This window comes from Actinomadura rupiterrae, assembly GCF_024172125.1.
GTDB classification, from domain to species: domain Bacteria; phylum Actinomycetota; class Actinomycetes; order Streptosporangiales; family Streptosporangiaceae; genus Spirillospora; species Spirillospora rupiterrae.
In genome coordinates this window covers 625,621-651,382 of record NZ_JAMZEA010000004.1, presented here as the reverse complement: position 1 = coordinate 651,382, position 25,762 = coordinate 625,621, and the positions used below count along the sequence as shown (strand labels likewise).

Below are 25,762 nucleotides of genomic sequence, written 5' to 3'. Positions count from 1 at the left end.
CCGGTGAGGCGACGGGCCGCCCTCCTTCACGCAGAAGGGAGCCCGTGGTGAACCAGATCGTCCAGCCCGCGCTGGCGATGCCCGACCGCGCGTTCGAGCGCCTGGCCGCCGACGTGCACCAGGTGCTGCAGCTGCACGGCGTCGCGGCCTACCTCGACAGCGACCGCGAGCGGCTCAACGCCGCCTTGTGGGACTACATCCACCCCGACCTGGTCGACGCCGAGGAGTGATGACCAGGTGAAACTCACCCTCGACACCAAGACCTTCGCCGACACCCTCGGCTGGATCACCCGGAACCTGCCCTCGCACCCGCCGGTGCCGGTAATGGCCGGGATCAAACTCACCGCCAGCGGCGACACCGTGCAGGCGGTCGGGCGCGACTGGGAGGTCACCTCCCGCGCGGTGCTGGACGCCGACGTCGCCCAGGACGGCACGGTGCTGCTGCCCGGGCGGCTGCTGGCCGACATCACCCGGCAACTGCCCACCGGGCCACTGCAGATCGTCGTGGAGGACGCCACCTGCATCCTCACCGGGCCGCGCTCCACCTTCACCCTGCAGACCCTCCCGCTCGACGACTACCCCGACCCGCCCCAACCGCCAGACGAGGCCGGACGCATGAGCGCCGAGGCGTTCACCAGCGCCATCACCCAGACCGCGATCGCCGCCGGACACGACTCCACGGTGCCGATGCTGACCGGCCTGCGCATGGAGTTCACCGGAGACCAGATCGCGTTCGCAGCGACCGACCGGTACCGGCTGGCCGCCGCCGCCCGCACCTGGGAACCCGCCGGCAGCACCGACGACACCGACGACTCCGGTGAGTACGCCCTGGTGGCCCCGGCCGCCACCCTGGCGAACCTGGCCAAGGGCATCGACCGGAGCATCGAGCACATCACCCTCGCCATCAGCCGCCACGCCACCGACAACGGCACCGTGGTGACGGGGCTGTCGATCACCGCCGGGACCCGCACCCTGCACACCCGGGTCCTGGAGGACAACTTCGTCAAGTGGCGCAAGATCCTGCCCGCCACCTTCACCGCCTCCACCCTTGCCGACACCGGCGAGCTGGCCGCCGCCGTCCGGCGCGTCGCGACCGTCGCCGAACGCAACACCCCCGTCCGGCTCACCTGCACCCCCGGCGGCGGCGATGCGGAGGGGGAGATCGAGCTGCAGGCCGGGCACGGCGACGCCGCCGCCGCCCGCGAAACCCTGCCCGCCCTGGTCACCGCAACCAAGCCGCTAACCATCGCCTTCAACCCCGACTACCTGCTGGACGCGTTGATCACTGTTCCCGGCGAGCGGATGTGCCTGCACACCACCGACTCCGTCAAGCCCGCGGTGATGGTGCCCGCGCCCGCCGACGCCGGCGTCGAGACCCTGCCCGCCAGCGGCGCCCCCGGACCAGGCGAGCACCGGCACCTGCTCATGCCGGTCCGCGTGACCAGCTGACCGCGCAAGAAGGGACCAGACCATGAACAACCTGATCCCGGCCCGCACCTGGGTGCTGTCGGCGGGCGGCTCGCTCGGCCAGGTCGTCAGTCACGACCGCGGAGGGGAGCCGACTGGTACTTCGTCAGCTTCCACGACACCAACAGCAACCACTCCGGCATGGCCGAGCGCGTCAACGCCGAATCGGTCAAGCCCGCCGTCCTGGGCGACAACGTGTGCCGCAAGCGCTGGCTTGAGTGCTTCTGCGGACTCAAACACATCCCCGACCCGCAACTGCTGGACGCCCAGACCAAGAAGCTCACCGCCGCCGACGACTGAGCCCTTCCCCTGCCCCGGCCCGCACCCACGGCGGCCAGGGCTCGTCCCCGCCTGGCCGGATCCGCGCATTCGGCCCCGGCACAGGCGGTCGGCGTCCCCGCACCAAGGAGGCATCCATGAACCTTCCTGCGTACCTCTCCCAGCACCCCGCCCAGATCGTGGTGGCCGCCTCCGCCGGTGCCGCCGGCGTCGCGTTCGCGCTGTGGTGCCTGACCCGCGCCGCCCGCAAACTCCTGGCCGGATGCCAGGCCGAGGAGGTGCTGACGGTGGTCGCCGCAACGCTGGCCACCAGCCTGGCCGCCTCCGGCATGTGGGCGTTCTTCCGCGACGTGCTGCACCTGCCCGCCTGGGCGCGGGTGCTGCTGTTCTCCTTCGCAGAGGTCGCCACCATCGCCTCGGCGCTGCGGGCCCGCCGCGCCGTCCGCGACAACGCCGACCACTCGGCCGGGGTGGACGGCGCGGCGATGTGGGGCTTCACCGCCTTGTCGGCGCTGCTGTCCACGCTCGACGCCGACAGCATCCGCGCCGGGATCTTCCGCATGATGGTGCCGCTGGCCGCGGCCTGGCTGTGGGAGCGGGGTCTGGCCGCCGAACGGCGCCGCAAGACCGGCACCTCCCGCACCGTCCACTCCAAGCTCCACCTGGACCGGATCTTGATCCGGCTCGGTCTGGCCGAACCGGTCGACCGCACCGCCGCCGAAGTCGACGCGCATCGCCGCCTCACCCGCGTCGCCCGCGCCGCCAAACACCTGCGCACGCTCCGCGCGGCCGGCATCGAAGCCGGATCGCGTCGGCTGGTCCGGGCGCAGAATCGGCTGGACCGGGCGATGGACGCCGCGGTCGAACACGCCCGGCTGTCGGTCGACCCCGCCCGGCAGCAGGCGCTGCTGGCGCACCTGACCGCCCTGTACCACTCCGCCGAACTCGCCGACCTGACGCCCACGTCCCCCTGGCAGCTCCCCGACTCCCAGACCTCGCAGGCCCGGGCGCTGCCCGCCCCGCCAGACGCGCCGGACAAGCCGCCGCTCAGTGATGGCGAGCTGGTGGCGCTCGGCTACGACGCCGCGCGCGTGCAGGACTTCCTCACCCGCCGCGGCGTGCAACTCGAACCCGGCGACATCACCCGCCACCTGCCCCCGCCACCGCGACCCAAGAACGGCATCCAGGTACCGGTGGCGCCGGAACAGGTCCCGGACCGACCGGTGAACGGGACCGCCCAACAGGTCCCGCCGCCGCTGACCGTCCCCATGCGGACCGGGTCCCGCCCCGAGCCCGAATCCGGCCCCGCTGTCAACGGGACCGCTGTCAACGGGACCGCTCCGGCTGTGCACGCCCCGGACCCGGTTCCCGGACCCGCGCCAGACGACACCGACCGGACCGCCATCCCGACCGACCAGACGCCGGGCGCGGACCGGTCCGGCCCGCCAGCCGCAGAATCCGCCGAAGCCGCGCCCGCCGAAGGTCCGGCCGCACCGTCGATCGGGACGCCGGACCCGCCCGACGCCCCAACCGTCCAGGACACGGCCGAGCCGTCGGCCGAACCTCGGCCGCAACGCGCACGTCGGCAGCCTCGCCGATCCCGAGGCACCGCCAAGCCGGAGCGCCAGGCCGAGCCGAGCGAGGACGAGCTGCTGGAGCAGGCCCGCGCTGCCGACCTGGCCTACCAGGACCAGCACGGCCGGCACATCCCCGCCGAGAAACTCGCCCGCGCCCTGCACATCCGCAAGGCCCGCGCCACCGCGCTCACCCAGCAGATCCGCCGACCCGCCCTGCACTCGGTCCCCGCCACCTCCGAGCCACCCGCCGGATGACCCGCCGTTCCGTCACCGATCAAGGAGGCATCTCGTGTCGTCCAAGTCCTTGTCCACCACCCCGAACCCCACCTCCGAGACCGCACCGGCCGCAGGCCGCCGGATGGACCGGATCCTGACCCGGCTGGGCGCGCTGGATGCGTTCATGCTCGCCGGGATCGCCGCAGGCGCCCTGTGGCTGCTGGCCACCGGGCTGCTGATGATGAGCACCGGTCCCGCGATCGTGCTGTCGCTGGCCGTCGGGATCGGCGCGTTCGGCTGGACCCTCGCCCAGATCGACCGGCGCCGCACCCCCGCCGACGTCCAGGACCCGGCCGACCGGCCGCACACCGATGACCACGCCTGACCGGACCGTCCCGGAGCAGGCGCAGGGAACCGGGGGCGGGGGTCCGGACCCCTACCCGTGTGACAACTGCGGTCGGCCGTGCTGGCAGGGTCCGACCCGCGGCTGGTGCAGCGCCTGCTACAGCCGCTGGTACCGCGCTGGACGCCCCGCCGACGCCGGACCGCCCGACCCGCGCAACGGCCCGGCCCGGTCCGCCGCGGCCCGCGAGGACTGCGCCTGGCTGATCGCAAGCGGCCTGTCGCTGGAGGAGGCCGCCGCGCGCGTCGGCATCGCCGCCCGCACCGTCCGCCGCTACCTCAAGGAACCGCCCGTACCGCCCGGCCAGTGCGGCCACCCCGGCTGCACGGGCGAGGCCACCCACTGGCGGCGCTGGTGCCAGGACCACGCCGACACCCAGGCCCGCTACCTGCAGGCGCGCGCCGACGGCCTGTCCCGTGCCGCCGCCGCCCGGTACATCGGCATCCACCCCAGCAGCACCTACCTGTGGGAACCCGCCCGCCCGCACCACCGCCGCACCCGAACCTCCCCGAAGGGATCACCATGAGCCTCACCACCGCCGTCCGCACCCCCGACGCCCAGCGGGCGGCCGTCCGGTACTCCGAGGCGGACCTGGCCGCTGACGCGCTGATCGGGCAGCTGCACGGACGGCTGCCCGCCGCGACGCGCGCGGAGCTGCTGTACGACCTGGCGGTGCAGCGCGCGGTGCAGGCCGAGACCATCGAGGCCGCCTACGGGCCGCAGACCACCAGCGACGCCCAGCCGCGCGCCCTGGCAGCGGCGCTGCACGACGAAGCGGTGCTGATCTCCGCTCTGGCCGCCACCGAGACGGCCGCGGCCACCGGTCGGCGCCGCGCCCTGGTCGCCGCGCCGTTCGTCGAGGTGTGGATCGGTGAGGTCCTGGACCAGCTCGCCGCTACGACCGACCCGGCCGAGCGGTACGACCTGATCGCCGAGCTGTACGAGCCTCTGGAACCGCTGATCGGTGACCAGACCGCCAGGCAGATCTGCGCGCTTGGCGACCGCTACGCCCCCGACATCAACCCCGAGCCCGCGCCCTGACTCACCTCATCCATCCCCGCCTTCCCTCGCTTTCGGCCCGGCTGCGCCATGCGGCCGGGCCGCTGTCTTCCCAGGAGTTCGCCATGACGTTGTTCCTGATCCTGTGCGGCGTGCTGGTCATGCTGTTCTACTTCCAGACCACCTCGCGGATCATCATGCTGTCGCTCATCTCGTGGGGGCTGCTGGCCGCCAACACCTCCATCGGCCGCGCGCTGCTGGGCCCGCTGCACTCGCTGTCCAACGCGATGGACGGGTGGCTGCGGTGAACCCCCGACGCAACCAACGGCCCGCCGCCGAGGCCAGCGTCCGCCGAGCCGGACCGGTCCGGCAGGTCGCCGGGACGGCCTGGCAGAACCGGCCGAGCCTGGGCGCGTGGATGTTCCTGCTGGGCGCGCCCGGCGGCGCCCAGCTCGCCTTCGGCTGCCCCTGGTGGGTCGTCGCCGCCGTCCAGTGGCCGCTGTACGCCGCGCTCTGGACGGCTGTTGTGGCCGCGGACCTGCGCCACCACCGCGGCGAGCATCACGCCCCGGCCGTCTTGTCCGAGCCGACCCAGAACGGAGGCGCGTCATGATCGAACTGTTGCTGCTGAGCGCGGGCGGGTTCGCCGGCGGCATGCACGCCGTCCGCAAGAACCGCGCCCACCACGGCGGCCGGGCCCGCCGCCCGGCGCGTACCGAGTCGCTGCTGGTCAAGGCGTGGAACTCGGCCGGTGCCCCGGCCACCGAAGAGACCATGCTCGCCGAGGCACTCGCCGACCTGGGCGGTCGCGCGGTCGGCAGGGGCGCGCGCGGGGCCTGGACCAAGGGCAAGAAGGCCAAGCCGTGGGCCGAGGCGCGCTGGCAGCAGCGCGAGGCCAACGGCGGGGCCGCCACCTTCTTCCGTCGCCGCAAGCCCACCACCTCCTCCGGCTCGGGCAGCACCGGTCCCGCACTGAACGGCACGGTGATCTTCCCGCCCGGCACCCCCGGCGTGCCCGGACCGCCCAAGCCGCCCGGACCGCAACCGCCGGGACCACCGCCTACGGGGCCTGCGTCACCCACGCCGCCCGGTGGGCCGAACGGCTCACCGTCCGCCCCTGCGGGCAACCGCGGTCCCCGGTTCGGCACGACCCCGCCTAGGCGGGGGACCGGGCGGAACGGGTCCCGGCCGGTCCCGGCCGCGCCCGGCGGCACCCCCGCCACGCCGCCCGGGCCGACGCCACCTTCCCCCGGCCAGGCCGGAGGTGGGGGCGGGGCGGCGAATCGTCCGGCGACCCGGCGGGAGGCGCAGCGGCTGGTCCCGACCGGACGCCGCGGCAACCGCCCGGCCCGGCGACCGCAGCGCGCGCAGACCCGGATGCGGGTCCTGGGTCCGCTGCAGCTGGAGGTGCCCGACACCGATGTGGAGTTCCTCGACTCCGCCGACGAGCTGATGCAGATCCTGCGCGGCATCGGCGTCGCGGTAGAGGACTGGACCGATCAGGTCGCCATCCGCAACCTCCCGCCGATCGTCACCGGCCCGCTGTATGCGGCCGCCGAGGAACTGGCGGAGGCCGCCTTCCACGCCGCGATGGCAGCCATGGCGTTCGAGGTCTGGTACGCCGAGGCCCGCCAGGTCGCCGACGCCGGCATCGAGTTCACTGGCGACGACCCCGCCTGAGTCCTCCCGTCCCCGCGCTGCCCGCTCCGGCCTGCCGTTACCCCATCTGCCTGCGAAAGGACCCACGTGATGCCTCCCCGCAACCGCCGGACCTACCTGGTGGAGTTCGACGACCCCGACAGCGACGGCGAGTTCCTGGCCACCTGCCTGGGCATCGGCGACCTGCTGGCCGTCGCGTCCGACCTGGTGGCCGACTGGACCCAGGGCCTGGCCGACCGCGGCCTGCCCGCACCGATCCTGGCCCAGTTCGACCACGCCACCGACGGCCTGGACCAGGCCGCCATCCACGCCCGCCAGGCGGCAATGAACTTCGCCGACTACTTCGAGGACGCCCGCAAGGTCGCCGCCCGCGGCCTGCGCATCGTCGGCACCTCCGGCAGCCCCGGGCGCCGCCCGGCATGGCGCCCCCCGCGCCATCCGTACTGAACCCGCACTGAACCCGCACCACCCGGCACCTTCACCGCCGTCCGTCCCCGTTGTCTCGCCGTCCGCCATCCGAGCCGTGCCGCCCTCGCCACCATCGGCAGGGGCGGTGCGGCTCTGTTCTGCTCTGGAGATCCCGCATGCATGGTCGTCCGGCCCGACGCGGCCGCCCCACTCGCTCATTCGCCCAGCAAGCCCGCGTCGGCCAGTTCGGCCGACTCCTCAACCCCCGCGGCGCCCGCGGCGCCCGCGGCGCCCGTGGCGGTCACCGCGGTTGGCGTGGTGGCCGCCGCGACCGCTACGACCAGTACGACCACTACGGCGACTTCCCGATCCCCGAGGCCCTGGCACCGATGATGCCCGGGGCCGGGCGCGGCTGGCGGCGACCGCCCAGCCGGACCGGCATCCTGGCCCGGGCCGCGGCCCGCAGCTACGCCCGCTGGGTCGCCCAATCCCCCGACACCCGGGGTTTGGGCACCGGCCTGGCCGCGCTCTACCCGGCCGGGGAACTGGCCCACCACTACCTGCCGCACGACACCCTCACCCTGGCCGCGTTCGCGCCGCCGGCCGCGCTCGCGGCCACTGTCGCGACCTACAAGGCGCACGGGTCGCCCCGCTACTCGCTCGCGGTCGCCGCGATCGCCACCGCCATCCCGACCTGGCTGGCGGTCGCCGCCACCACCGGCATCACCAGCCTGCCCGTCCTGCTGTGGTACTCCCTGGCCGCCACCGGCCTGTGGTCGTCCTACACCTGGTCCGACGTCCTCAAGCAGCGCCGCCGCACCGCCGAGGTCCAGGCCCGCTGGGAGACCATCGCCGGGCTCGCCGGTTTGGAGGGGTCCCGGCTGCTGGCCACCAAGCAGACCAAGGTCGGAGTCCGGTTCAAGGTCGACGTCGGGGTGGAGGGCCCGCACGGGGCCCGCCTGGAGCGCGGGGACCTGGCGGTGCAGATCGCTCGCTGCTACGGCATCGGCGCCGACCAGGTCGACGTCGAGATGGAGAAGAAGAACGCCCGCATCCTGTGGATCACCATCCGGATGCGCGACATGTGGACCGAAGAAGTCCAGCACCCGGCCGTCGCCGAGCTGGCCCCCGCCCAGGCTGCCGAACGGGCCGCTGACGCCAAGGGCCGCCGGTCCATCCTGGACGGCCCGTTCATCATCGGCACCGACCCCGAGACCGGCGAAGACCTGGAACTGGTCCTGTTCGACAAGGTCGGCGCCCGGCACGTAGAGATCGTCGCCTCCAACGGCGGCGGCAAGTCCAACCTGCTGTCCAACATCGTCCAGCAGGCCGCCGAGTGCTACGACGTGCTGGTGGTCGCCATCGACCTGGGCAAGGGAGTCATCCCCGCCCTGTGGGGCGACTACCTGCACGACAAGGCCGGCGTCCGCGAGGAAGACGTCGCGGTGGCCATCTTCGAGTGGATCGACGTGCTGCTTGACGAACGCGCGATCGCCTGCAACGGCGGCACGCACAAGCCGTCCCGGCAAGCCCCGATCGTCGTCGTCATCGTCGACGAGCAGGACACCGCATCGGGGTACAACGCCGAGGTCGCCACCCACCTCAAGCCGGTCATCGCCGAGGTCCACAAGCGCGGCCGGTCCGGCGGCATGGTGATGGTCACCGCCAAGCAGCGCAACGTCGCCCAGCACACCGGCGACAAGGAAGGCTCGGCCAACGCCTACACCACCATCGTCGGCCGCGTCGCCAACACCAGCGAGATGAACAAGGCCCTGCCCGACTGGGAAAAGCGCGGCTGCCCCGACATGAGCACCTACGGCGACGGCACCGAAGGCGTGGTGCTGCTGGCCCGCCAAGGCGGGTCCTGGCAGGCCGGACGCTCCCGCGCCCTGCACGACCCCGACACCGTCAAAGCCCTCGCCGCCGCCTACGGCCCCGCCGAGGCCACCATCGAACCCCACATCGCCGCCAAACTCCCCGGCTACGCCGAACGGCACCCCGTCCCCGCCCACGCCAGCGCGAACGCCGGCGGGCCGAGCACGCCCGCCGACACGGTCCCGCCGACGGGACCGGGAACCGGCACCGATGCGGCACCGGCCGGTGCGCTGCCCAACCAGCCGTCGTCCGGTCAGCCCTCCGGCGAACCTGCGGAGGACCAGGACGGGTGGGGGTTCGACACCACCAACAGCAAGGAGGTCGACCAAGCCGCGCACGGCCTGGTGGAGAAGATCGACGCCTACATCCACCAAGTCCCTCAGCCGCCGGACCAGCCCACCGGGCTGGACGAGCTGCAGGCCGCCGACCGCGCCATCGACAACACCACCGTCCCCGACACCGCCCGCACCGCGATCCTGCAGTACCTCGCCGCGCGCGGCGCCCACGGCGGCAGCCGCAGCGAGCTGGTGGCCTTCCTGGAGGAACCCGCCTCCACCGTCGGCCGCTGGCTCGGCGCCCTGTTCAAAAACCACACCATCGCCCGCGCCGGGCAGGGCCCCGCGACCCGCTACTACCTGCCCGACCACGCCCCCACCGGCGAATACGAACAGTAACCGACAGCGGCCGGGAATCGGCTCACGAATCGACTCACCGATTGGCTCACCAAATCGGCTCACCAGCCCCCAACGCGCGCGCGTGGTGGACGAGGCCCCTCACCGTGAGCCGATTGAGCCGATCCCGTGAGCCGATCCCCGCAGGCACGCTCCGTAACACCCACACGCGCCCGCGGCCCCTCCCGCGCGTTCCCTCACCCGCGCGCCAGGTGCCCGCCTTACCGAAAGCGAGTCGTCCATGGTCGTCTTCCGCGTGCCCGCGCATGCGCTACGCCTGCTGTACCTCCCGAGCCTGGGCCCCAGCCCGGCACCCACCACACCGCCCACCACACCGCCGACCGCGCCGCCCGGCCTGCACGACGCGCACGGCGCCGGCGGGTTCTGGTTCCTGGTGCTGCTGTTCGGGCTCCTGCTGATGGGCAGCTACCTGGTGTCGATCCGCCGCCACCCCTACCGCACCTGCCGCCGCTGCAAAGGCACCGGCAAGAAACACAGCACCCACTTCAACAACGCCTTCCGCGCCTGCGACGCCTGCGGCGGCACCGCCCGCCAGCACCGCCCCGGCGCCACCGGCCCCTACCAACGCCGCCCCCGCCGCTGAACACCGCCCACCTACTGCAACCCCCGGACCCGACCCAACCTGGAGCGCCCATGCACGACACCGCATCCGTCCAACCCGCCGCACCCGACCCCGCCCAGATGGCCCGGCTCGCCGCCGACATCACCCGCAACCTCCGCGAGCACTTCCCCCAGGACGGCGAACGCGTCCGCCAGGCCCTGGCCCTGGCCGAGGAAGCCGGCGAGTTCGTGGCCGCCTACCGGCGCTGGACCGGCCGGGCCCGCCGCACCGGCACCCACACCGACATGGCCGCCGAACTCGCCGACGTCCTCATCACCGCCTACGTCACCGCCCACGTCCTGGACCTCACCCCCGACCCCGACCCCACGGCGGCAGCCCTGCACGACGACCCGGACCGGCAGGTCGCCCACCTGTTCCGGACCACCGCCCAGTTCGTCGACAACTACCTCGACGACGACGAGATCGCGCGCGACACCGCCGTCCAGGTCTGGCTGCCCGCCGTCATCGCCGCCACCCACGGCACCGCCAACGCGGTCGGCATCGATCTGCCCACGGCCGTCGACGCCAAAGCCCAGACCCTGTTCACCCGCGGCTGGCGCGACCCCCGCTGACCACCCGCCCCTGCCCGAAAGGAACCCAGTGACCGCCACCGAACCGACCACCCGACCCGCCACAACCGACCCGACCGGCGACCAACCCGCCGTCGGCACCGGCACCTTGATGCAGGGCTGGCAGCTGCAGGCCCGCGCCGCCTACGAACGCGACCTGGCCCTGCACTACGACCGGCAACTGGAGGCCATCGCCGGCGACATCGAGCTGCTGCGCGCCAAGCTCACCGAACTCGGCATCACCCCGGTCCTGCCCGAGGACGCCGACCCCTACCTCCTGGAAGGCGACGGCATCGTCACCACCCTCATCGCCGACAGTGGCTGGGACGAGGCACTGGACCGCCCGACCCGCGCCGTGCTGGCCTGCTGCCGCGACGGCCACCTCACCCTGCGCGCCACCGACCCCGACAACGAGATCACCACACCCCGACCCGCCGGACCGCTGAACAGCCTCGCCGACGTCGGCCGCGCCCTCATCGAAGGCCCCGAGGCCAGCACGCCACGGCAGCCCGGCCACTACCAGCAGGCTGAACACGCCGCCCGGCACCACGACTACGCCGAGGTGTCCACCGACACCCACGCGATCTGCCGCGCGCTCACCAGCCTCACCCACGCCGTCCTGGCCCTGGCCGACCGCACCCGGCCCGGCACCTGACACCGCGACCTGCACGCCCGGACGGCCCCGCGCCGTCCGGGCTTTTCTTGGCCCCGCCACGTCACACCCGCCCCACCAGACCAAAGATCGCCCGACACCATGACCGGCGTGCTCGCTACCGTGCGACTAGTCGCACCGGCAAAACGCGTGCGCGCAGGCCGAGCGCAGGGCCCACGCCAGAAAGCGAGACCTGATGAGCGACCAGCAGCCCCAGCCGTCCGCCGCGACACCGCCACCGGCCGACCAGCCGCTCACGCCCGACATGGACGTGGACGTGCAGGAGTTGATGCGGCTGGAACGCCAAGACCTCGCCACCTCCGGGATCACGCTGACCGACCAGCGCGCCCGCGAACGCGTCGAACTCACCATCGCCCTGATGCGCCGCTACATGACCTCGGCGCCCTGGAGCCCGCCGCCGCGCCCGGACCGCGGCCTGCTGGGCCCGCACTGCTCCCACCACGACGACTGCGCGATGGACGTGTGCCAGGACGGCTACGCCTGGAACCCCTGCCACACCCCCGGCTGCCCGATCTGCGGCGGCCCGCCCGTCCAGAGACCCCCGAGCACTGGGCCGGGTCGGCGGTCGCCCAGGCGCTGATGAGCGAGGCCGACCGGGCCCGCGCCCTGGCCTACCTGGACGCCTACCCGCTGATGCGCCGTCCAGGCGACCCGCCGGTCATCCCCGACGAGCGCCAGGACGCCGCCGACGACCTCGACGGGTACGCCGACGACGACCGGCCCTGGTGACCCGCCTCCGCCCCCTGCGCCGAGCGGCCCGGCGGAACGGGTTCGGCCGCATGCGTCCGGGGGTCTCCGCGTCGAGTTGCACCGCTTCTTGATCTTGTGCAACATTGGGCGCAGCGGGCGAAGTGTGTCCACAACACTCCCGCTCCGAAGGCCCCGCCCGATCCCGTGTCGGCAGCGGGGCTTCGTTGTTTCCGGGCCCCAGCCGTGAACCGCGACGGCCCAGCGGGACGCGTTCGCTGCGGTCGGTCAGGGTGAGGCGGTCGCCGTGTCCGGGGTCTGCTGCAGCTCCTGGCGGGCGGTTTCGAGGCGCTGCCGGGCGGCGCGGACCCGTGCGGCGAACGCGATCAGCCCGTCGTCGGCCTGCCCAGGACCCGGCGCCGCCTCGGACAGCGCCGGGTCCGGGGCGGTGTGGCGTCCCCAGGTTTCGGGGTGCCGCCGTTCCAGATAGAAGATCACCGCGCGAAGGTTCGGCTGGGCGATGTCGGTTTCGGTCTCCTCCACGATCTGGCCGGTGGCCGGGTCGCGGTAGCGGCGGGTCCTGCTGCGCAGCGGGTAGCCGCCGGCGATGAGGCGGTGCAGGACGTCGGCGGCGAAGATCTCGCCCTTCGCACGCGCGCGCGTAAGGTCCTGCCAAAACTGCCGATACGCGGCCTCGCCCGGATCCCCGTCCCGTCCGTCGGCGGCCTGCTCTTCGGCGCGGCGGCCTCGCTCGGCCCAGCGGTAGAAGGTGCGGGGACTGATCCCCACATAGTGCGCGGCGGTGTCCACCGGCACACCGTGTTCGACCGCCTGCAGCAGCCGTTCACGCACCTGATCGTCCAGCAGCTTCAACGGGCGCCCGGGGCGCCTCACCAGTTCCCCCATGGCCGCCAGACGGTACGGCCCTGCCCCGGCTTCCGTCGCTTCCGCACCTGCCCGAGGCGCGGCTTTCAGGACCCGGCACGCATGTGACCTAGATCACCATCTAGGGGGCAGGTGCTCTTCTGACGGTAGCTATCCCGGCTCGACAGCATCCCGATCATCCGAACGCAACCGCGCGTTCCGGGCCCGGACCGCACGGTTCGGGCGGAGCGATCAGGAAGGGGCACCCGATGCCTTCCGCCGGGAAAGAGCTGCTGACCGTGGCCGAAGTCTGCCAGAGGCTGAAGATCTCCCGCACCACCTTCTACCAGTGGCGCCGCAACGGACGCGGCCCGCTCTGCGTGATCTTGCCCAGCGGCCGGCTGCGCATCCCGCGCCCCGCCCTGGACCGCTGGCTTGACGGCCGCCTCACGCCTTGACCACCCGGGGCGGGGGCACGGCCTCCGCCCCACCGCCCCTCATCCATGGGCCCGGTCGGGCCCCGACTACCCCGCACATGCAAGAAGGCCCCGGTCCAGGGGGCCTTCCGCAGCACACGTAACACGAAGGGTCGCAGATGAGCACACGTGATCACAACGGCGATGAACCACCCCACGACCGCGCCGACACCAGCGACCCCCACACCACCGGCCACCAGGACCCGTCCGCCGCATCGAAAGGACGCGGCCCGACCAAGCACGACCGCGCCCTGGCGCTGCTGACCGGGCACCTGCAGCTGCGGTTCAGTCAGTACGGCTGGCCGTATGCCCGCGGCCAGGACCGGCTGTTCCGCTTCACCCGGGCCGGGCGCAGCGAGCTGTACGCCGAGGCACGGCACCTGTGGCGCAAAACCCATCAGGATCCGCCGCCGGACGAGCGCACGCTCCGCCAGGTCGTCGCCGACCTGGAGCACACCGCGCGCGACGCCGACCCCGACGATGCGGACGCGACCGAGTGGCTGCACCAGCACGGCGTGGCGCCGCCCTCAGACCAGTCCGACGGCGCAGCGCACGGCCTGGAAGCGCTGCGGGAGTTGTCCGGCTGCCCGGTCGATGCGGACTACCAGATGCCCGAGGACTACACGATCGCGCCCAAAGCGATCTGGCGGTGGCGGATCGACGGTCCACCCGAGCGGGTCGGCTGGGGGCCGGTGCTGATCACCCGCATCTACGCCGACCCCGACGGCGAGGAACTGGTGGAGCTGGCCTGGTGGCACCGCGAGCACTGGCGCACCGCCACCGTCGCCCGCGCCGTCGCCAAGAGCGGCCGGATGCTCGTCCGCGAACTCGGCGGCCGCGGTCTTCCCTTCACCGAGGCCGACGCCAAGTCGGCCGAACGCTGGCTGGCGGCCGTGGAGGCCGCCAACACCACTTCTATCCCGGAGGTCACCATCGCACGCGCACTCGGCTGGCAGGCAGACGGCGAGTTCGTCGCCGCCAACGGCCAGCCCTACCAGGTCCACGGCATCGAACCCCAGCTGCAGAAGGCCCTGGAAGGCCACCGCGAGCACGGTTCGCTGACCGGCTGGCGAAACGCCATCCAACTGGCCCAGCAATACCCCATGGTGGCCATGGCGGTGTACGCCGGGCTCGCCGCGCCGCTCCTGGAGATCCTGGGAGTCAGCTCCTTCACCCTCAACTTCGGTGGCACCTCCACCTCCGGGAAGACCACCGCCGCCCAAGGCGGCCTGTCGGCCTGGGCCAACCCCGACGAGGCCGCAGGGGTGATCACCCCCTGGTCCGCGACCAAAACCGGGCAACAGGCGCGGCTGGCGCTGGCCGGCAACGGCATCCCGGTGCTGTTCGACGACACCCAGACCGCAGGCAAACCCGAGAACGTCAGCGACCTGCTGTACCAGGTCACCCAGAACCAGGGCAAAGTCCGCATGGGCGACTGGCGCACCTACCGGTGGCGGACGATCCTTCTGTCCACCGGCGAACGCTCCGCGCTCTCGTTCGCCACCCACCAGGGAGTCTCCGCCCGCGTCCTGGACCTGGCCGGGGCACCGTTCGGACGCAGTGAGCAGTCCGGCCCCGACGCCGTGGCATTCCGGGAAGGCGTCACCGCCAACTACGGTCTGGCCGGCCCCGCGTTCGTCACCTGGCTCCGCGACCACCTCGACGCCCACGGCCCCGACAAGCTGATCGCCCGGCACGCCGAACTCACCGAGCTGCACCGCAAGGACGCCAGCAGCATCGCCCGCCGACGCGCTCCGCTGGTGGCCGTCATCCACCTGGCCGCCCACCTCGCCCACGAGGCCGAGATCGTGCCGTTCGAGCCGTTCCCCGACGCCACCTGGCGGACCCTGTTCGTCGCCGACGACCCCCGCGACAACCGCGCCCAGCTCGCCCTGGAAGTCATCAAGGAGTACATCGCCAGCCACACCGACCGGCTCTACGAATCCGGCCGCTCCACCGCCCCGCCGGGGGGATGGATCGGGGTCCGCACCGAGCACAACGGCGACAAGAACGCCATCGCGCTCATGCCCCAGAAAGTCCGCGAAGCGCTGGACCGGGCCGGGTACGAACTCGACGCCGTCCTGCAGGGCTGGCGCGAAGACAAGGCCCTGCACGAGCACCCGCCCGGCTCCAAGCAGCGCCCGATCTACCAGATCGCCCGCCGCATCGGGGGGACCAAACCCCGCTGCTTCGTCTTCCGCGGCGAACTGTTCAGCGATGACGACTAGACATCCCCCCATCCGGCCCGTGAAGCCCGCATCCGGCGCGTACCCCGCGTACCCACACCCCCTAGAACCCACATTCATCCAGGTCACACCTGCAATGAGGTGGGTACGCGGGCCGGGTACGCGCCGGGTACGCACCGCGTACCCCACCGGCCCCGGGTACGTGCTCCCCACAGCCCTGGGTACGCGCCGCGCGTACCCACCGTCTCCCCAGGTCAGAGCTGGTTTTGGGGTGGGTACGCGCTCCCTGAAAACACGCCCCAGAAAAACCACGGAAAAAGTGGGGGATGTCTCGGCCCCTCACTGCCCCCCCTGCCGCTGACCAACCGCCCCGCCCGCGCGAAAGGAAACTCGATGGGCGTCACCAGCCCGACCGCCGTCCGGCACGTCCAGCTCGCCCTGGACCTGGCCGCGCTCGGCTGGCACGTGTTCCCACTCTCCCCGTCCAACAAGCGGCCCCTAGCCAACTGCCTGGACTGCCAGAACAACCCCCACTGCGCCGCAGACGACTACACCGGCTGCATCTGCCTGCCCGACGGGCAGTGGTGCCACGGCGTCCGCGCCGCCACCACCGACCCCACCCGCATCACCACCTGGTGGCGCCGCGTCCCCGACGCCGTCCCCGCCGTCGCCGCCGGCCCCTCCGGCCTGGTCCTGATCGACCTGGACACCCACGCCACCCGGCCGCCCCGCGACCCCGCCGCCGAGCTGCTGCCCGGCATCGACCTGGCCGAGGAGCAGGTGCCCGGCGGATACGGCAGCGTCCGCAACGGCATCGACGCCATGCACCTGCTGGCCCGCCTGCGCGGCGGACACCACCCCTGGCCCGCCGGACCCGACCACCAACCCGTCTCCGTCCGCACCCCCTCCGGCGGCCGCCACCTCTGGTACCGCGCCCCCGACGACCACCTCCACCAGGCCCTGTCCGCCCTCGGCTGGCAGATCGACATCAAAGCCGGATGGTCCTACGGCATCGCCCCCGGCGCCGTCACCCGCGCCGGCACCTACGCCGTCCACGCCGGAACCCCACACGCCCCGGGCCGCATGCCCGACTGGCTTGAGCGGGAAGTCCGCCGGGTCGCCGGGCCCAAGCCCGCACCGCCACCCGCCCCGGTCGTCCCGGCGGCGCCCGGTCAGAGCAACGCCGCGGGTTACGTCCGCGCCGTCCTGGACAACGGCACCGCCGAACTCGCGTCCCTGACCGACGGCCGCAAAGCCGCCCTCGGCGCCCTGGCCTACAAGATCGGCGGCCTGCTGCCTTGGGCCGACCTCACTCCCGCCGACGTCGAAGACCACCTCGTCCGCGCCGGGCTGGCCTCCGGGCTCATCTACCGCGACGCCCGCCGGATCGTCCAACGCTCCCTGACCAACGGCCTCGCCCAGCCGCTCCCCGCACCCCGCGACAGCCACGCCACCTGAAATCCCCAAGCAATCCACAGACCGTGGACGGCCCCGGCGAGAACGCCTGCCAGCAGACCCCGCCGGGGCCGCCACCTCCCCACGAGGAAGGCACCATCATGATGACCGCCCGAACCGTCGACACGGCCCCCAACCTCACGAAACAGCTCTACAAGGTGGCTGAGGCCATGGAGATCCTTTCCATGGGACGGACCTTCATCTATGAGCAGATGTCCGCGGGACGCCTCCGCTTCGTCAGGCAGGGCACCGACCGGCGCATCCCCGCGTCGGCCATCGCCGAGTACGTCGCGCTCCTGGAGCGCGAGGCCGCGCAGGAGATCACGCGATGACCAAGCGCACCGGCCTTGCCGCACCTGATCCGGATGAGCCCAACGAGGGCGAGGGGCAAGAGCAGCAGGACAAGAAGCGCCGTCGTCCGCGCGGACAGAGCGGCAAGCGCAAGCCGAACGGCCGTTCTTCGATCTTCTTCAGCGAGGCGGACGGCAAATGGCACGGCTGGGTGACGATGGGCGTCAAGAGCGACGGATCACCGGACCGCCGTCACCGGATCGGGAAAGACGAGACCGAGGTCACTGAGAAGGTTCGCAAGCTGGAACAACAGCGCGATTCGGGAAAGACCCGCAAAGCCGGGAAGTCCCCGACCGTTGAGGAGTGGATGACCACCTACCTGGAGACCATCTGCCCTCTGCTGGTGGCCTCGGGCAAGCTCGCACCGCGCACGCTGGACGACTACCGCAGCAAGGTGCGGCTGTGGGTCGTCCCGCTGCTGGGCGTGCACCGGCTCGACCGGCTTCTGCCCGAGCACCTGGAGGCCGCCTACGCGCAGATGTTTGAGGCGGACCTGTCCTCCAGCACGGTCCTGAAGATCCACCGGATTCTGTCCCGGGCGTTGAAGATCGCGGTTCGGCGGGAGCTGGTCGGGCGCAACGTCGCGACGCTGATCGACTCGCCGGAACCGGCGGATTTCGAGCCCCGCCCGTTCGCCCTGGACGACGCGCGCCGGATCCTGAAGGCCGCCGAAGGTCGGCGGAACAGCGCGCGGTGGTCGGTCGCGCTGGCCCTGGGCCTCCGGCAGGGGGAGGTGATCGGGTTGCGGTGGGAGTACGTGAACCTGGAGACAGGCGAGATCCGGCCCTGGTTCCAGCTGCACAAGGCCGCATGGCGGCACGGTTGCTCCGACCCGCACGCGTGCGGCCGGCCGTGGCACCGGCCGCGCTGCAGGAAGAACTGCCGCGAGCATCGGCACGAACCCGACTGCCCGACGAACTGCGCCAAGAGGGAGCACCGCTGTCCCAAGCGACCGTGCCCGAAGGACTGCACGGGCCACGCGCACCGGTGCCCGCTCCGCAAGGGGGGCGAGGCGACGTTCCGGCGCCGCAAGGGCAAGGGGAAGCCAGTCTTGACTTGCCCGGCCGAGCTGCTGCCGCAGCTGCGCGAGCACCGCGACCGGCAGAAGGCCGAGCGCGAACGAGCGGGGGACGACTGGGAGGACTGGGGCCTGGTCTTCTGCCAGCCGAACGGGCGCCCGCTGGACCGCACCGAGGACTGGAAGGCGTGGAAGGCGCTGTTGCGCCGCGCGGGGGTCCATGACGGACGGCTGCACGACGCACGGCACACCGCAGGGTCGCTGCTGGCCGCGCAGAACGTCCACATCCGCGTGATTCAGGTGATCCTCGGGCATGCTCGCGTGACCACTACGGAGCGTTACACTCTGCCGCCGCAGGAACTCGTCCAGGACGCCGGGAAGCGGATGGGTGGGGCACTCTGGGGCGACCCCGAATAGGAGCAACTGCAACCAGAACTGCAACTAGTCGCTAGAACAAGATCAGCGGGGTTGCGTAGTGTGACGCAACCCCGCTGGTCGGTGGCGGAGGATCGGGGATTTGAACCCCGGATGGGCGGTAAACCCAAACCGCATTAGCAGTGCGGCGCCATAGACCGGACTAGGCGAATCCTCCAGGTGAGCCCCTTGCGAGGCTCAGGACAGGCTACCGGTCGGCGGGCCAACCGGCAAAGCCGTTACGAGGATAGCCTCTTCCGGGCGTCAGCCCGTGTAGCCGCAGGCCTTGCCGAGGTCCGCCGCGTCCTGGATGAAGTTGCGGCTGCCGCTCATGTCCGGGGTGCTGGAGCTGCCGGAGCCGATGTTCCCCAGCATCGTGGCCAGCGACTCCAGGTCGCTCGCGACCTTGTCCGAGGACGACTGGACGTCGCCGCCGGCCTTGGCGCCCTCGCTGCGGATCTTGGTGGCGGTGTCCCGGTACAGCTGGGCGTTGGCGGCCGCGCTGGACCGGACGTTGTTGATGTCCGGGGTGCTGATCTTCGACTTGATCGAGGACAGCTCCGTCTGGATGTTGTCGCACGCGGCCTTCTTGTCCCCGCCGGCGACCTTGTCGAGCGGCCCGCAGGCGGTCGACGCGAGCAGGGCGCCGCCCAGGGCGAAGGTCCCGATCAGGCGGGTGGCGGACATGCGCATCTGAATGACTCTCCTTGTTCGGGGGGAGCGGAGTGACGGACGAGACTAGACCGCCCGTGCACCATCCGTCTCGGATACCCCTTTGGCGCACATCAGTCCCGATCGGTTCCCCACGTATCGCGGCACGAGCACGTCCCCGGGTGCCCTACACTGGTGAGCGTCGCAAGGATGGAAATCAACCGCCGAGGCGCGAGGGCGCAGAGCTGGTAGACTTCCCACCGCGACAACGCCGCAGGTCAGAGACCCGCAGCGAGCACCCGTAGCTCAACGGATAGAGCATCTGACTACGGATCAGAAGGTTAGGGGTTCGAATCCCTTCGGGTGCGCAGAGCATAGAAGGCCCTTCCGGTTGCTGGGAGGGCCTTCTTGCTTTTGGGGCCTTCAGGGGGTTCGGGTGGTGCGGAGTTCTCGGAGGGTGGCTCGGACTACTGCGGATTTCGCGAGTTCGGGGGTGGTGATGTAGCCGACACGGCGCTTGGGGCGGGTGGGGCCGAGGTCGGTGATCTGGACGGTGGCGGGCGCGTCCTGGAGGGAGAGGGCGGGCATGATCGCCATGCCGTGGCCGGCGGTGACCAGGGAGAGGACGGCGCCGTCGTCCTCGGCTTCGACGGTGGCGCGGGGGATCCAGTCCTGGGTGGACCACCAGGCGCGGGTGTAGGAGCCGCAGTTCTCGGCCCAGTCGACCAGGGGGAGGGTGCGTGGGGCCGGGTGGCCGGCGGGGTGGACGAGGGCGTAGGGCTCCTCGAAGAGGGTGTTCGCGATCAGGGGCGAGGGGGTCGTGCCGTCCAGGGTGGCGATGGCTATGTCGGCGCGTCCGTCGGCCACTTCGCCGGCGGTGCCGCGGCCGATCTCGCGGACGATCCGGACGTGCGGTTCGATGCCCGGGTGCCGGTTGCGCAGGCGTTGGAGGACGGGCGGGAGCAGGTGGAGGGCCGCGCTGCGGAAGGCGGCGATGCGGAGGGGGCCTTCCGGGGCGTCCGAGCGGGCGGCGGTGCGGGCCTCGGAGGTCAGGACGTCCAGCAGGCGGAGGATGCGGCGGGCGTGCGCGATCGCGGCGTCTCCGGCAGGGGTGGGGCGGGCGCCGCCGCGGCCGCGCTCGAAGAGGACGGCGCCGATCTTGCGTTCGCTTCCGCGGACGGAATGGGAGACGGCGGACTGGGTGAGGCCCAGGGAGGCGGCCGCGGCCGAAAAGCCACCGGTGTCCGCGACCGCGACGAGGATGCGTAGCTCGTGCGGGGCGAGATCGGCGTCGGACGCGCGGGCCACGGCGTTCACCTCGGTGTATGAGTGCTGCTCATGGAACGGGGTTTCGTATGAGGGCAACGGGCTGCACCGCAGGGGCATTCCCGTTCTACGGTCCGGGGCATGACCGAAACCGCCCTCACCGTGCACCAGGTCGCGCGGCCTCATGGCTTTCCCACTGCTGAGCACTTCGCGTTCGTCGAGTCCCCGCGTCCTGAACCGGAGGTGGGGAGCGCGCTGGTCGAGAACCTCTACTGGTCCGTCGATCCGTATCACCGCGAGTTGATGGACGGCGGGTTCGTGCTGGGTGAGGCGTTGGAGGGGCGGACGATCGGACGGGTCGTCGCGTCGCGCACGCCGGAGCTGGCCGAGGGCGAGATCGTGTTCCACCGGCAGGGCTGGCGGACGCATGCGGTCGTCACGCCGGAGGACGTGCGGAGGCTGCCGCGCTTCGACGGGGTGCCGCTGACGGCGTTCCTGAGCGTCCTCGGAGGGACGGGGCTGACGGCTTACGTGGGTCTGACCAGGATCGCCCGGCTTCAGGAGGGCGAGGATCTGTTCGTGTCGGGCGCGGCGGGCGGGGTGGGGACGGCGACCGCGCGGTTCGCCCGGCTGCTCGGCGCCGGACGGCTCGTGGGCAGCGCAGGATCGGCGGAGAAGGTCGCCCATCTGGTCCGGGATGTCGGGTTCGACGCCGCCTTCGACTACCACGAAGGGCCCGCTTCCGATCTCCTCGGCAAGGCCGCGCCGGACGGTATCGATGTGTTCGTCGACAATGTCGGCGGTGAGCAGCTCGCCGCGGCCGTGGGGGCGTTGCGGGAGTTCGGGCGGATCGTCCGGGTCGGGACGATCAGCCAGTACAACACCCCCGGCGCGACGCAACCGCGTTTCAACCATGCGGACATCGTGGAGAAGAGCATCCGCATGGAGGGCTTCCTCGTCCGCAACTACCGGGACGTGCAGGACGAGCTGCAGGAGTTCGCCGTGCCGCACCTCCAGAGCGGCGCCCTCGTCCTGGACGAGACGGTCGTGGACGGTTTCGAGAACATCGTGGACGCGTTCCTCGGCATGCTGCGCGGCCGCAACACCGGCAAGATCATCGTCCGGGCGGCTCGGCCGTGAAGGCGTCCGTCCCCACCTGACCGCTCAGGACGGCCCGGGCCAGGGCGTTCAGCGGGACGTTGCGGGCGACGGCCTGGGACCGGAGCCTGATGAACGCCTGGGCCGGAGGGATGGCGAGCCGCGCCGAGAGGTAGCCGGTGGCCTGGTGGACCTCGGCGTGGAACAGGACGAGGCCGGGAGGCGGTGGCCCGGCCTGGCCGTCGGGCGCGGCGTCCGCCCCGTTCAGCAGCAGGGCCAGGAAGTCGTCAGGGTCCGGGACAGGTCGCGCAGGTCGCGCCGCTGGTCCTCGGTGAACGGACCGGTGGTGACGCGGTAGCCCGTCACGACACCGATGGTGGCGACGCCGATCTGGAGGGGGACGGAGATGACCGCGCGGACGGGCGTGCGCGCGGCGGCCGGGAGGAAGTCGGGCCAGAGCGCGGGGTCGGTCGCCGCCAGGTCCGGCTCGGCCAGCTGCCGGCCCTGCCGGGCGGTCTCCAGCTGGGGCCGTCGCCGACGGCGTGCTGGAGTTCCTCAAGCTCGCGCCCCAGCCCGGCGGACGGCTCGGTCCACACGAGCTCCAGCATGCCGTCGGTGAGCATGTTCAGTGTGAGCGCGTCGAGGTTGAGCCGCGCGGCCGTCCCCGGGGGAACGGCCTGCGGTCCCATCTCGGCGACGAGCGCCTCGCGTTCGGTGGCGGCCATGTGGGCTCCTCCATTCTGCGAGCCGACATGACGGATATCGCCGAGGCCGAGCCAGTGCCGGACGTTGCCGAGGCCGAGCCAGTACCGGAACCGTCGGTGAAATGCCGGAGAGGCGCGGCGCGCGGAGCTGCACGCCCTCCAGGAAAACCCGCTGTCGGCGCTACGTGACATGCCCGATGCGCAACTGTCGGCGCCGGGTATGCGGAAAGCGCAGCGTCCTCCCGCGGCGGCTTGGGGCGCGTCCGCCCGCAGCGTCCGCCCGCAGCGTCCTCCCGTGGCGGGTCAGGAATCGTGGTGTTGGAGGGTTTCGTGCGGGAGGCGGCCGTAGGCGGCCCGGTAGTCCGCGGCGAACCGGCCGGGTTGCAGGAATCCCCAGCGTGCGGCGATGGCGGTGACCGTGGCGCCGCTGCCGGGGGCGGCGCTCAGCAGGTCGGCGTGGGCGTGGGAGAGGCGGACGCGGCGCAGGTAGCGCATCGGGGTGGTGTCCAGGTGGCGGCGGAAGGCGCACTGGAGGGTGCGGATGCTGACGTGGACGGCCGCGGCGATGTCGGCGACGCTGATATCGAGCTGGGCGTGGGCGTCGATGTAGGCGACGGCCCGGCGGAGGGTGGCCGGGTGCGCGTCCCTGCGGTCGGCGGCGGTGGGGTCGGCGCTCGCGCTGTTGGGGAAGGTGTTCAGGACGCTCGCGGCCAGCAGTTGGGAGGCGGCCGAAACCAGGAGCGGTTCCGGGTCCGGGACGGGGCAGACGGTGTCGTGCAGGAAGGCGATCGTCTGCCGGAAGCGCCGTCCGGCTTCCGGTGAGATCGGCCCGTCGCCGGTCAGCACCACCGGGCCGGGCTCCCGCCCTCGTCCGGGGATCTCGGCGGCTACGCGGGTGAGCAGCTGCGGCTCGAACATGATGATGTTGTAGCGGGACTGGCGGATCACGCCCTGGTAAGGCCGGTCTTCCGGGGTGTAGAGGAAGACGTCGCCGGGCCCGAAGACCCCCTCCTCGCCGTCCGGGAAGAACCGCCGGACGATGCCGCCCTCGTGCACGCTGCACAGGCAGACCTTGTCCAGGCCCTGGGCGTCGTGGCTCATGTCGTACTCGAAGTCCAGGTCGTCCAGGCTGACCGAACATGCTGCGCGAGATCCGGGCCCGGGTGCGTTCGGAGCCCCCGCCGATCTGCATGCGGGTGTAGGCCTGGCTGAGGAACTCCTCGGTCAGTTCCAGGTCGTCGCTCTCGAACGCCAGCGTCTCCATCAGGGCTCCTCTGATCGACCGCAAGGCCACGACGGCTTGCCACTGCGACGCCGTCTACCCGTCCACCCGTCCGCGCGCACCCTCGCTTCTTGAATACCCACCGGCGGCGGGGCAGAAGTCGGTCTTCCTGGCCCGCTCCGGCCGCGCCGAGGCGTCCGGGACGCCTCCCGCCGGAGCGCTGTTTTGTCGCTGTTCGCGGCTTTCACCAGGCAATTGGATTGTTCGCCGGGCGTGTTGCCGAGATCGTGGAATCATCCGGGATGTGGTGGATGCGGATCTGAAGGAAGAGCTGCGGGATACCGTCCGGACGCATGCCGCGCGCGGCATGTCCGACTTCGACGGCGTGGTGGAGGCCGCGGTCGAGTACCTCGACACGTTCGAGGGGGACGAGCGCGATCTCGAAGAGGCCGCCCGCGAAGTGGCCGTGGAGGAGTTCGCGGCGCACGCCGAAGCGCAGGCGGCCTGGGGGGACGGGCCGCTGGAGCCCGACCGGTTGCGCGCGGCCTTCCGATCGCTGGACGAGGCGGGCATCATCGCCCGCGCCGACTTCACCTGCTGCCAGAACTGCGGCGTCCACGAGATCGGCGCCGAGGTTCCGGAGGGCGCGACGGCGCGCGGCTACGCCTTCTGCCACAGGCAGGACGTTGAGGGCGCGCTGCACGGCGGCGGCGTCTACCTGTCCTACGGCGTGTTCGACGGCAAGGGCAACCCTGCCGACATCGCGGCCGAGGTGGTGGACGTCCTCGGACGGCACGGCTTCGCACCGGAATGGAACGGCGACGCCGGCAAGCGCGTCTTCGTTCCGATGACCTGGCGCGTCCGGCGGCACGGACGGCTGGCCGCATATCCGGGCCGTCAGGAACCCGAGGCCCCGGTACTGAAGGTGTCGATCCAGGACCTCGCCCGCAGGACGTGGCAGGAGGACTGGCCGATGACGTTCGCTGAGGTGCGGGCGGCGCTGCTCGACCTTCCGCCGGCGGACGGCAGCTTCTTCGTCTGCGTCAGCGCGTCCGACCAGGCGGTGCAGGGGATGTGGCAGGACGGCGGACGGCTGTGGGCGGAGCATCCCGACCCGGCGGAACGGGTGTCCTTGGGGCGGTTCGTCACCGTCGAGGAGGCGATCGGGATGCTGCGCGCCCTGGCCGAGGAGGACCGCGTCACGCTCACCGAGCTCGGACCCGTGGAGCGGGAGGCGTGGCCCGAGTCCTGAACGTCCGGATATGAACGCTACGCCGCACCGTTGGAGGGACCTCCGTGGGAATCCTGGAACTGCTCGTGCTGGTCGTCGTGCTCGGAGCCGCCCTCGCCTTCCTGGGCGTGATCGTCTTCGTGATCGTGATGATGGCCAAGCGCAAGTGACGGCATGCGGGCGGCGGCCTGCGGCCAGGGGACGAGCTGCGGGTCGTCCTGTTCGTACCAGGACGTACCGTTGAGCCAGTCGTCCAGCCAGGCGGCGAGGGAGCCGGTGTCCTCGAACCAGGCGCGGGACCAGTCGTCGCCGGTCACGGCGTTCGGCTCGAAGAGCAGGACCGGCGCGTCCGGATCGGCGCAGTCGACGGCCGCGCACATCGCGCACCCCCAGTCGAGGATGGGCAGGACGCCGGTCGGCCAGTCGCCGGACGCGTGTTCGGCCCGGTAGGTGCCAACCGCCGTGGTCTCCTCGGGGCCGATGAGCGGCAGCAGGTGGTAGTCGGGGCCGAAGCCGCCGTTGCCGACCTTCCGGTAAAGGCGCGCCAGCAGCGGGGGAATGCGGAAGCCCAGAAGGGTTTCGGCTTCACTGATCTGTGCTGCGGTGGCGCACGGAAGGTCGGCGGCGGCTCGTTCGATTACCCGGCGGACGAGATCGTCGTGGTCGGTCACGCGGCGGAGGGCGTCGTGGTCGGTCACGGACGCATGGTCGCAGTCGCGTC

At 72.1% G+C, this 25,762-nt stretch carries 31 protein-coding genes and 2 tRNA genes; 25 read left to right on the top strand and 8 right to left on the bottom strand.

Going from position 1 to position 25,762, the window contains the following annotated elements; translation table 11 throughout:
* Positions 1 to 47: 47 nt before the first annotated feature.
* The 17 genes from FHU30_RS15980 (at position 48) to FHU30_RS15900 (ending at position 12,147) form a co-directional block, all read left to right on the top strand.
* Positions 48 to 230 carry a hypothetical protein gene (locus FHU30_RS15980; protein ID WP_253876508.1) on the top strand — a complete coding sequence of 61 codons (183 nt, stop codon included), beginning with the start codon at positions 48 to 50 and terminating at the stop codon, positions 228 to 230.
* A gap of 7 nt (positions 231 to 237) precedes the next feature.
* Positions 238 to 1,449 carry a DNA polymerase III subunit beta gene (gene dnaN / locus FHU30_RS15975; protein ID WP_253876506.1) on the top strand — a complete coding sequence of 404 codons (1,212 nt, stop codon included), beginning with the start codon at positions 238 to 240 and terminating at the stop codon, positions 1,447 to 1,449.
* A 159-nt stretch (positions 1,450 to 1,608) separates the two neighbouring features.
* Positions 1,609 to 1,767, top strand: coding sequence for a hypothetical protein (locus FHU30_RS15970; RefSeq protein ID WP_253876505.1), 159 nt, complete (start codon positions 1,609 to 1,611; stop codon positions 1,765 to 1,767).
* A gap of 116 nt (positions 1,768 to 1,883) precedes the next feature.
* Positions 1,884 to 3,578 carry a hypothetical protein gene (locus tag FHU30_RS15965; protein ID WP_253876503.1) on the top strand — a complete coding sequence of 565 codons (1,695 nt, stop codon included), beginning with the start codon at positions 1,884 to 1,886 and terminating at the stop codon, positions 3,576 to 3,578.
* A gap of 34 nt (positions 3,579 to 3,612) precedes the next feature.
* The gene (locus tag FHU30_RS15960; protein ID WP_253876502.1) at positions 3,613 to 3,924 is read left to right on the top strand and encodes a hypothetical protein; all 312 of its coding nucleotides are present in this window, start codon (positions 3,613 to 3,615) and stop codon (positions 3,922 to 3,924) included.
* A complete protein-coding gene (locus FHU30_RS15955) occupies positions 3,911 to 4,468 on the top strand; it encodes a helix-turn-helix transcriptional regulator (RefSeq protein WP_253876501.1) in 558 nt (185 codons plus the stop codon). Before FHU30_RS15960 ends, FHU30_RS15955 begins: the two co-directional genes overlap by 14 nt.
* Positions 4,465 to 4,983 carry a hypothetical protein gene (locus FHU30_RS15950; RefSeq protein ID WP_253876500.1) on the top strand — a complete coding sequence of 173 codons (519 nt, stop codon included), beginning with the start codon at positions 4,465 to 4,467 and terminating at the stop codon, positions 4,981 to 4,983. Before FHU30_RS15955 ends, FHU30_RS15950 begins: the two co-directional genes overlap by 4 nt.
* A gap of 83 nt (positions 4,984 to 5,066) precedes the next feature.
* The gene (locus FHU30_RS15945; RefSeq protein WP_253876499.1) at positions 5,067 to 5,249 is read left to right on the top strand and encodes a hypothetical protein; all 183 of its coding nucleotides are present in this window, start codon (positions 5,067 to 5,069) and stop codon (positions 5,247 to 5,249) included.
* On the top strand, positions 5,246 to 5,554 hold the full coding sequence (locus FHU30_RS15940; RefSeq protein WP_253876498.1) for a hypothetical protein: 309 nt from the start codon (positions 5,246 to 5,248) through the stop codon (positions 5,552 to 5,554). Before FHU30_RS15945 ends, FHU30_RS15940 begins: the two co-directional genes overlap by 4 nt.
* A complete protein-coding gene (locus FHU30_RS15935) occupies positions 5,551 to 6,621 on the top strand; it encodes a hypothetical protein (RefSeq protein WP_253876497.1) in 1,071 nt (356 codons plus the stop codon). The genes FHU30_RS15940 and FHU30_RS15935 overlap by 4 nt, the downstream gene beginning before the upstream one ends.
* Positions 6,622 to 6,690: 69 nt before the next feature.
* Positions 6,691 to 7,047, top strand: coding sequence for a hypothetical protein (locus tag FHU30_RS15930; protein ID WP_253876496.1), 357 nt, complete (start codon positions 6,691 to 6,693; stop codon positions 7,045 to 7,047).
* A gap of 137 nt (positions 7,048 to 7,184) precedes the next feature.
* Positions 7,185 to 9,557 (top strand): ATP-binding protein, encoded by a 2,373-nt coding sequence (locus tag FHU30_RS15925; protein WP_253876494.1) that lies wholly within the window; start codon positions 7,185 to 7,187, stop codon positions 9,555 to 9,557.
* Positions 9,558 to 9,795: 238 nt separating this feature from the next.
* Positions 9,796 to 10,158, top strand: a complete 363-nt coding sequence (locus FHU30_RS15920) for a hypothetical protein (RefSeq protein WP_253876492.1) — start codon at positions 9,796 to 9,798, stop codon at positions 10,156 to 10,158.
* A 50-nt stretch (positions 10,159 to 10,208) separates the two neighbouring features.
* Positions 10,209 to 10,748 carry a hypothetical protein gene (locus tag FHU30_RS15915; protein WP_253876490.1) on the top strand — a complete coding sequence of 180 codons (540 nt, stop codon included), beginning with the start codon at positions 10,209 to 10,211 and terminating at the stop codon, positions 10,746 to 10,748.
* A gap of 28 nt (positions 10,749 to 10,776) precedes the next feature.
* On the top strand, positions 10,777 to 11,400 hold the full coding sequence (locus tag FHU30_RS15910; protein ID WP_253876488.1) for a hypothetical protein: 624 nt from the start codon (positions 10,777 to 10,779) through the stop codon (positions 11,398 to 11,400).
* Between the two features lie 193 nt (positions 11,401 to 11,593).
* Positions 11,594 to 11,998: a hypothetical protein gene (locus tag FHU30_RS15905; RefSeq protein WP_253876486.1), complete on the top strand. Its 405-nt coding sequence runs from the start codon at positions 11,594 to 11,596 to the stop codon at positions 11,996 to 11,998.
* Positions 11,998 to 12,147, top strand: a complete 150-nt coding sequence (locus tag FHU30_RS15900; protein ID WP_253876485.1) for a hypothetical protein — start codon at positions 11,998 to 12,000, stop codon at positions 12,145 to 12,147. Before FHU30_RS15905 ends, FHU30_RS15900 begins: the two co-directional genes overlap by 1 nt.
* A gap of 246 nt (positions 12,148 to 12,393) precedes the next feature.
* Here FHU30_RS15900 and FHU30_RS15895 read toward each other — a convergent pair whose 3' ends face one another.
* Positions 12,394 to 13,011, bottom strand: coding sequence for a helix-turn-helix domain-containing protein (locus FHU30_RS15895; RefSeq protein WP_253876484.1), 618 nt, complete (start codon positions 13,009 to 13,011; stop codon positions 12,394 to 12,396).
* A 227-nt stretch (positions 13,012 to 13,238) separates the two neighbouring features.
* Between FHU30_RS15895 and FHU30_RS15890 the strand changes: the two genes are divergently transcribed.
* The 5 genes from FHU30_RS15890 to FHU30_RS15870 all read left to right on the top strand — a co-directional run bounded on the left by FHU30_RS15890 (position 13,239) and on the right by FHU30_RS15870 (position 18,872).
* Entirely contained in the window at positions 13,239 to 13,427 is a 189-nt protein-coding gene (locus FHU30_RS15890) for a helix-turn-helix transcriptional regulator (RefSeq protein WP_253876483.1), read from the top strand.
* 137 nt (positions 13,428 to 13,564) lie between these two features.
* Positions 13,565 to 15,673: a DUF927 domain-containing protein gene (locus FHU30_RS15885; protein WP_253876482.1), complete on the top strand. Its 2,109-nt coding sequence runs from the start codon at positions 13,565 to 13,567 to the stop codon at positions 15,671 to 15,673.
* A gap of 351 nt (positions 15,674 to 16,024) precedes the next feature.
* Positions 16,025 to 17,089 carry a bifunctional DNA primase/polymerase gene (locus tag FHU30_RS15880; protein ID WP_253876481.1) on the top strand — a complete coding sequence of 355 codons (1,065 nt, stop codon included), beginning with the start codon at positions 16,025 to 16,027 and terminating at the stop codon, positions 17,087 to 17,089.
* Positions 17,090 to 17,187: 98 nt separating this feature from the next.
* On the top strand, positions 17,188 to 17,418 hold the full coding sequence (locus FHU30_RS15875) for a helix-turn-helix domain-containing protein (RefSeq protein ID WP_253876480.1): 231 nt from the start codon (positions 17,188 to 17,190) through the stop codon (positions 17,416 to 17,418).
* Positions 17,415 to 18,872, top strand: a complete 1,458-nt coding sequence (locus tag FHU30_RS15870) for a tyrosine-type recombinase/integrase (protein ID WP_253876478.1) — start codon at positions 17,415 to 17,417, stop codon at positions 18,870 to 18,872. The genes FHU30_RS15875 and FHU30_RS15870 overlap by 4 nt, the downstream gene beginning before the upstream one ends.
* 82 nt (positions 18,873 to 18,954) lie before the next feature.
* Here FHU30_RS15870 and FHU30_RS15865 read toward each other — a convergent pair.
* Together FHU30_RS15865 and FHU30_RS15860 are read right to left on the bottom strand one after the other, a co-directional pair.
* Positions 18,955 to 19,047, bottom strand: a tRNA-Ser gene (locus FHU30_RS15865).
* Between the two features lie 86 nt (positions 19,048 to 19,133).
* The gene (locus FHU30_RS15860) at positions 19,134 to 19,562 is read right to left on the bottom strand and encodes a hypothetical protein (protein ID WP_253876476.1); all 429 of its coding nucleotides are present in this window, start codon (positions 19,560 to 19,562) and stop codon (positions 19,134 to 19,136) included.
* Between the two features lie 253 nt (positions 19,563 to 19,815).
* Here FHU30_RS15860 and FHU30_RS15855 point away from each other — a divergent pair.
* A tRNA-Arg gene (locus FHU30_RS15855) sits at positions 19,816 to 19,888 on the top strand.
* A gap of 55 nt (positions 19,889 to 19,943) precedes the next feature.
* Here FHU30_RS15855 and FHU30_RS15850 read toward each other — a convergent pair.
* Positions 19,944 to 20,828, bottom strand: a complete 885-nt coding sequence (locus FHU30_RS15850) for a LysR family transcriptional regulator (protein ID WP_253876474.1) — start codon at positions 20,826 to 20,828, stop codon at positions 19,944 to 19,946.
* Between the two features lie 99 nt (positions 20,829 to 20,927).
* On the opposite strand from FHU30_RS15850, the gene FHU30_RS15845 reads away from it, so the two are divergent.
* On the top strand, positions 20,928 to 21,926 hold the full coding sequence (locus FHU30_RS15845; protein WP_253876472.1) for an NADP-dependent oxidoreductase: 999 nt from the start codon (positions 20,928 to 20,930) through the stop codon (positions 21,924 to 21,926).
* Here the strand turns inward: FHU30_RS15845 and FHU30_RS47660 are convergent.
* The 3 genes from FHU30_RS47660 to FHU30_RS15835 form a co-directional block, all read right to left on the bottom strand.
* Positions 21,901 to 22,092: an ANTAR domain-containing protein gene (locus FHU30_RS47660; protein ID WP_372503906.1), complete on the bottom strand. Its 192-nt coding sequence runs from the start codon at positions 22,090 to 22,092 to the stop codon at positions 21,901 to 21,903. The two genes, FHU30_RS15845 and FHU30_RS47660, sit on opposite strands and share 26 nt — an antisense overlap.
* Positions 22,093 to 22,246: 154 nt before the next feature.
* Entirely contained in the window at positions 22,247 to 22,609 is a 363-nt protein-coding gene (locus FHU30_RS15840; protein ID WP_253876470.1) for a hypothetical protein, read from the bottom strand.
* A 282-nt stretch (positions 22,610 to 22,891) separates the two neighbouring features.
* Entirely contained in the window at positions 22,892 to 23,689 is a 798-nt protein-coding gene (locus FHU30_RS15835; protein WP_253876468.1) for a helix-turn-helix transcriptional regulator, read from the bottom strand.
* A gap of 425 nt (positions 23,690 to 24,114) precedes the next feature.
* On the opposite strand from FHU30_RS15835, the gene FHU30_RS15830 reads away from it, so the two are divergent.
* Positions 24,115 to 25,062 carry a DUF6891 domain-containing protein gene (locus tag FHU30_RS15830; RefSeq protein WP_253876466.1) on the top strand — a complete coding sequence of 316 codons (948 nt, stop codon included), beginning with the start codon at positions 24,115 to 24,117 and terminating at the stop codon, positions 25,060 to 25,062.
* A gap of 17 nt (positions 25,063 to 25,079) precedes the next feature.
* Here the strand turns inward: FHU30_RS15830 and FHU30_RS15825 are convergent, their stop codons facing one another.
* Positions 25,080 to 25,739, bottom strand: a complete 660-nt coding sequence (locus tag FHU30_RS15825) for an SMI1/KNR4 family protein (RefSeq protein WP_253876465.1) — start codon at positions 25,737 to 25,739, stop codon at positions 25,080 to 25,082.
* Between the last annotated feature and the right edge of the window lie 23 nt (positions 25,740 to 25,762).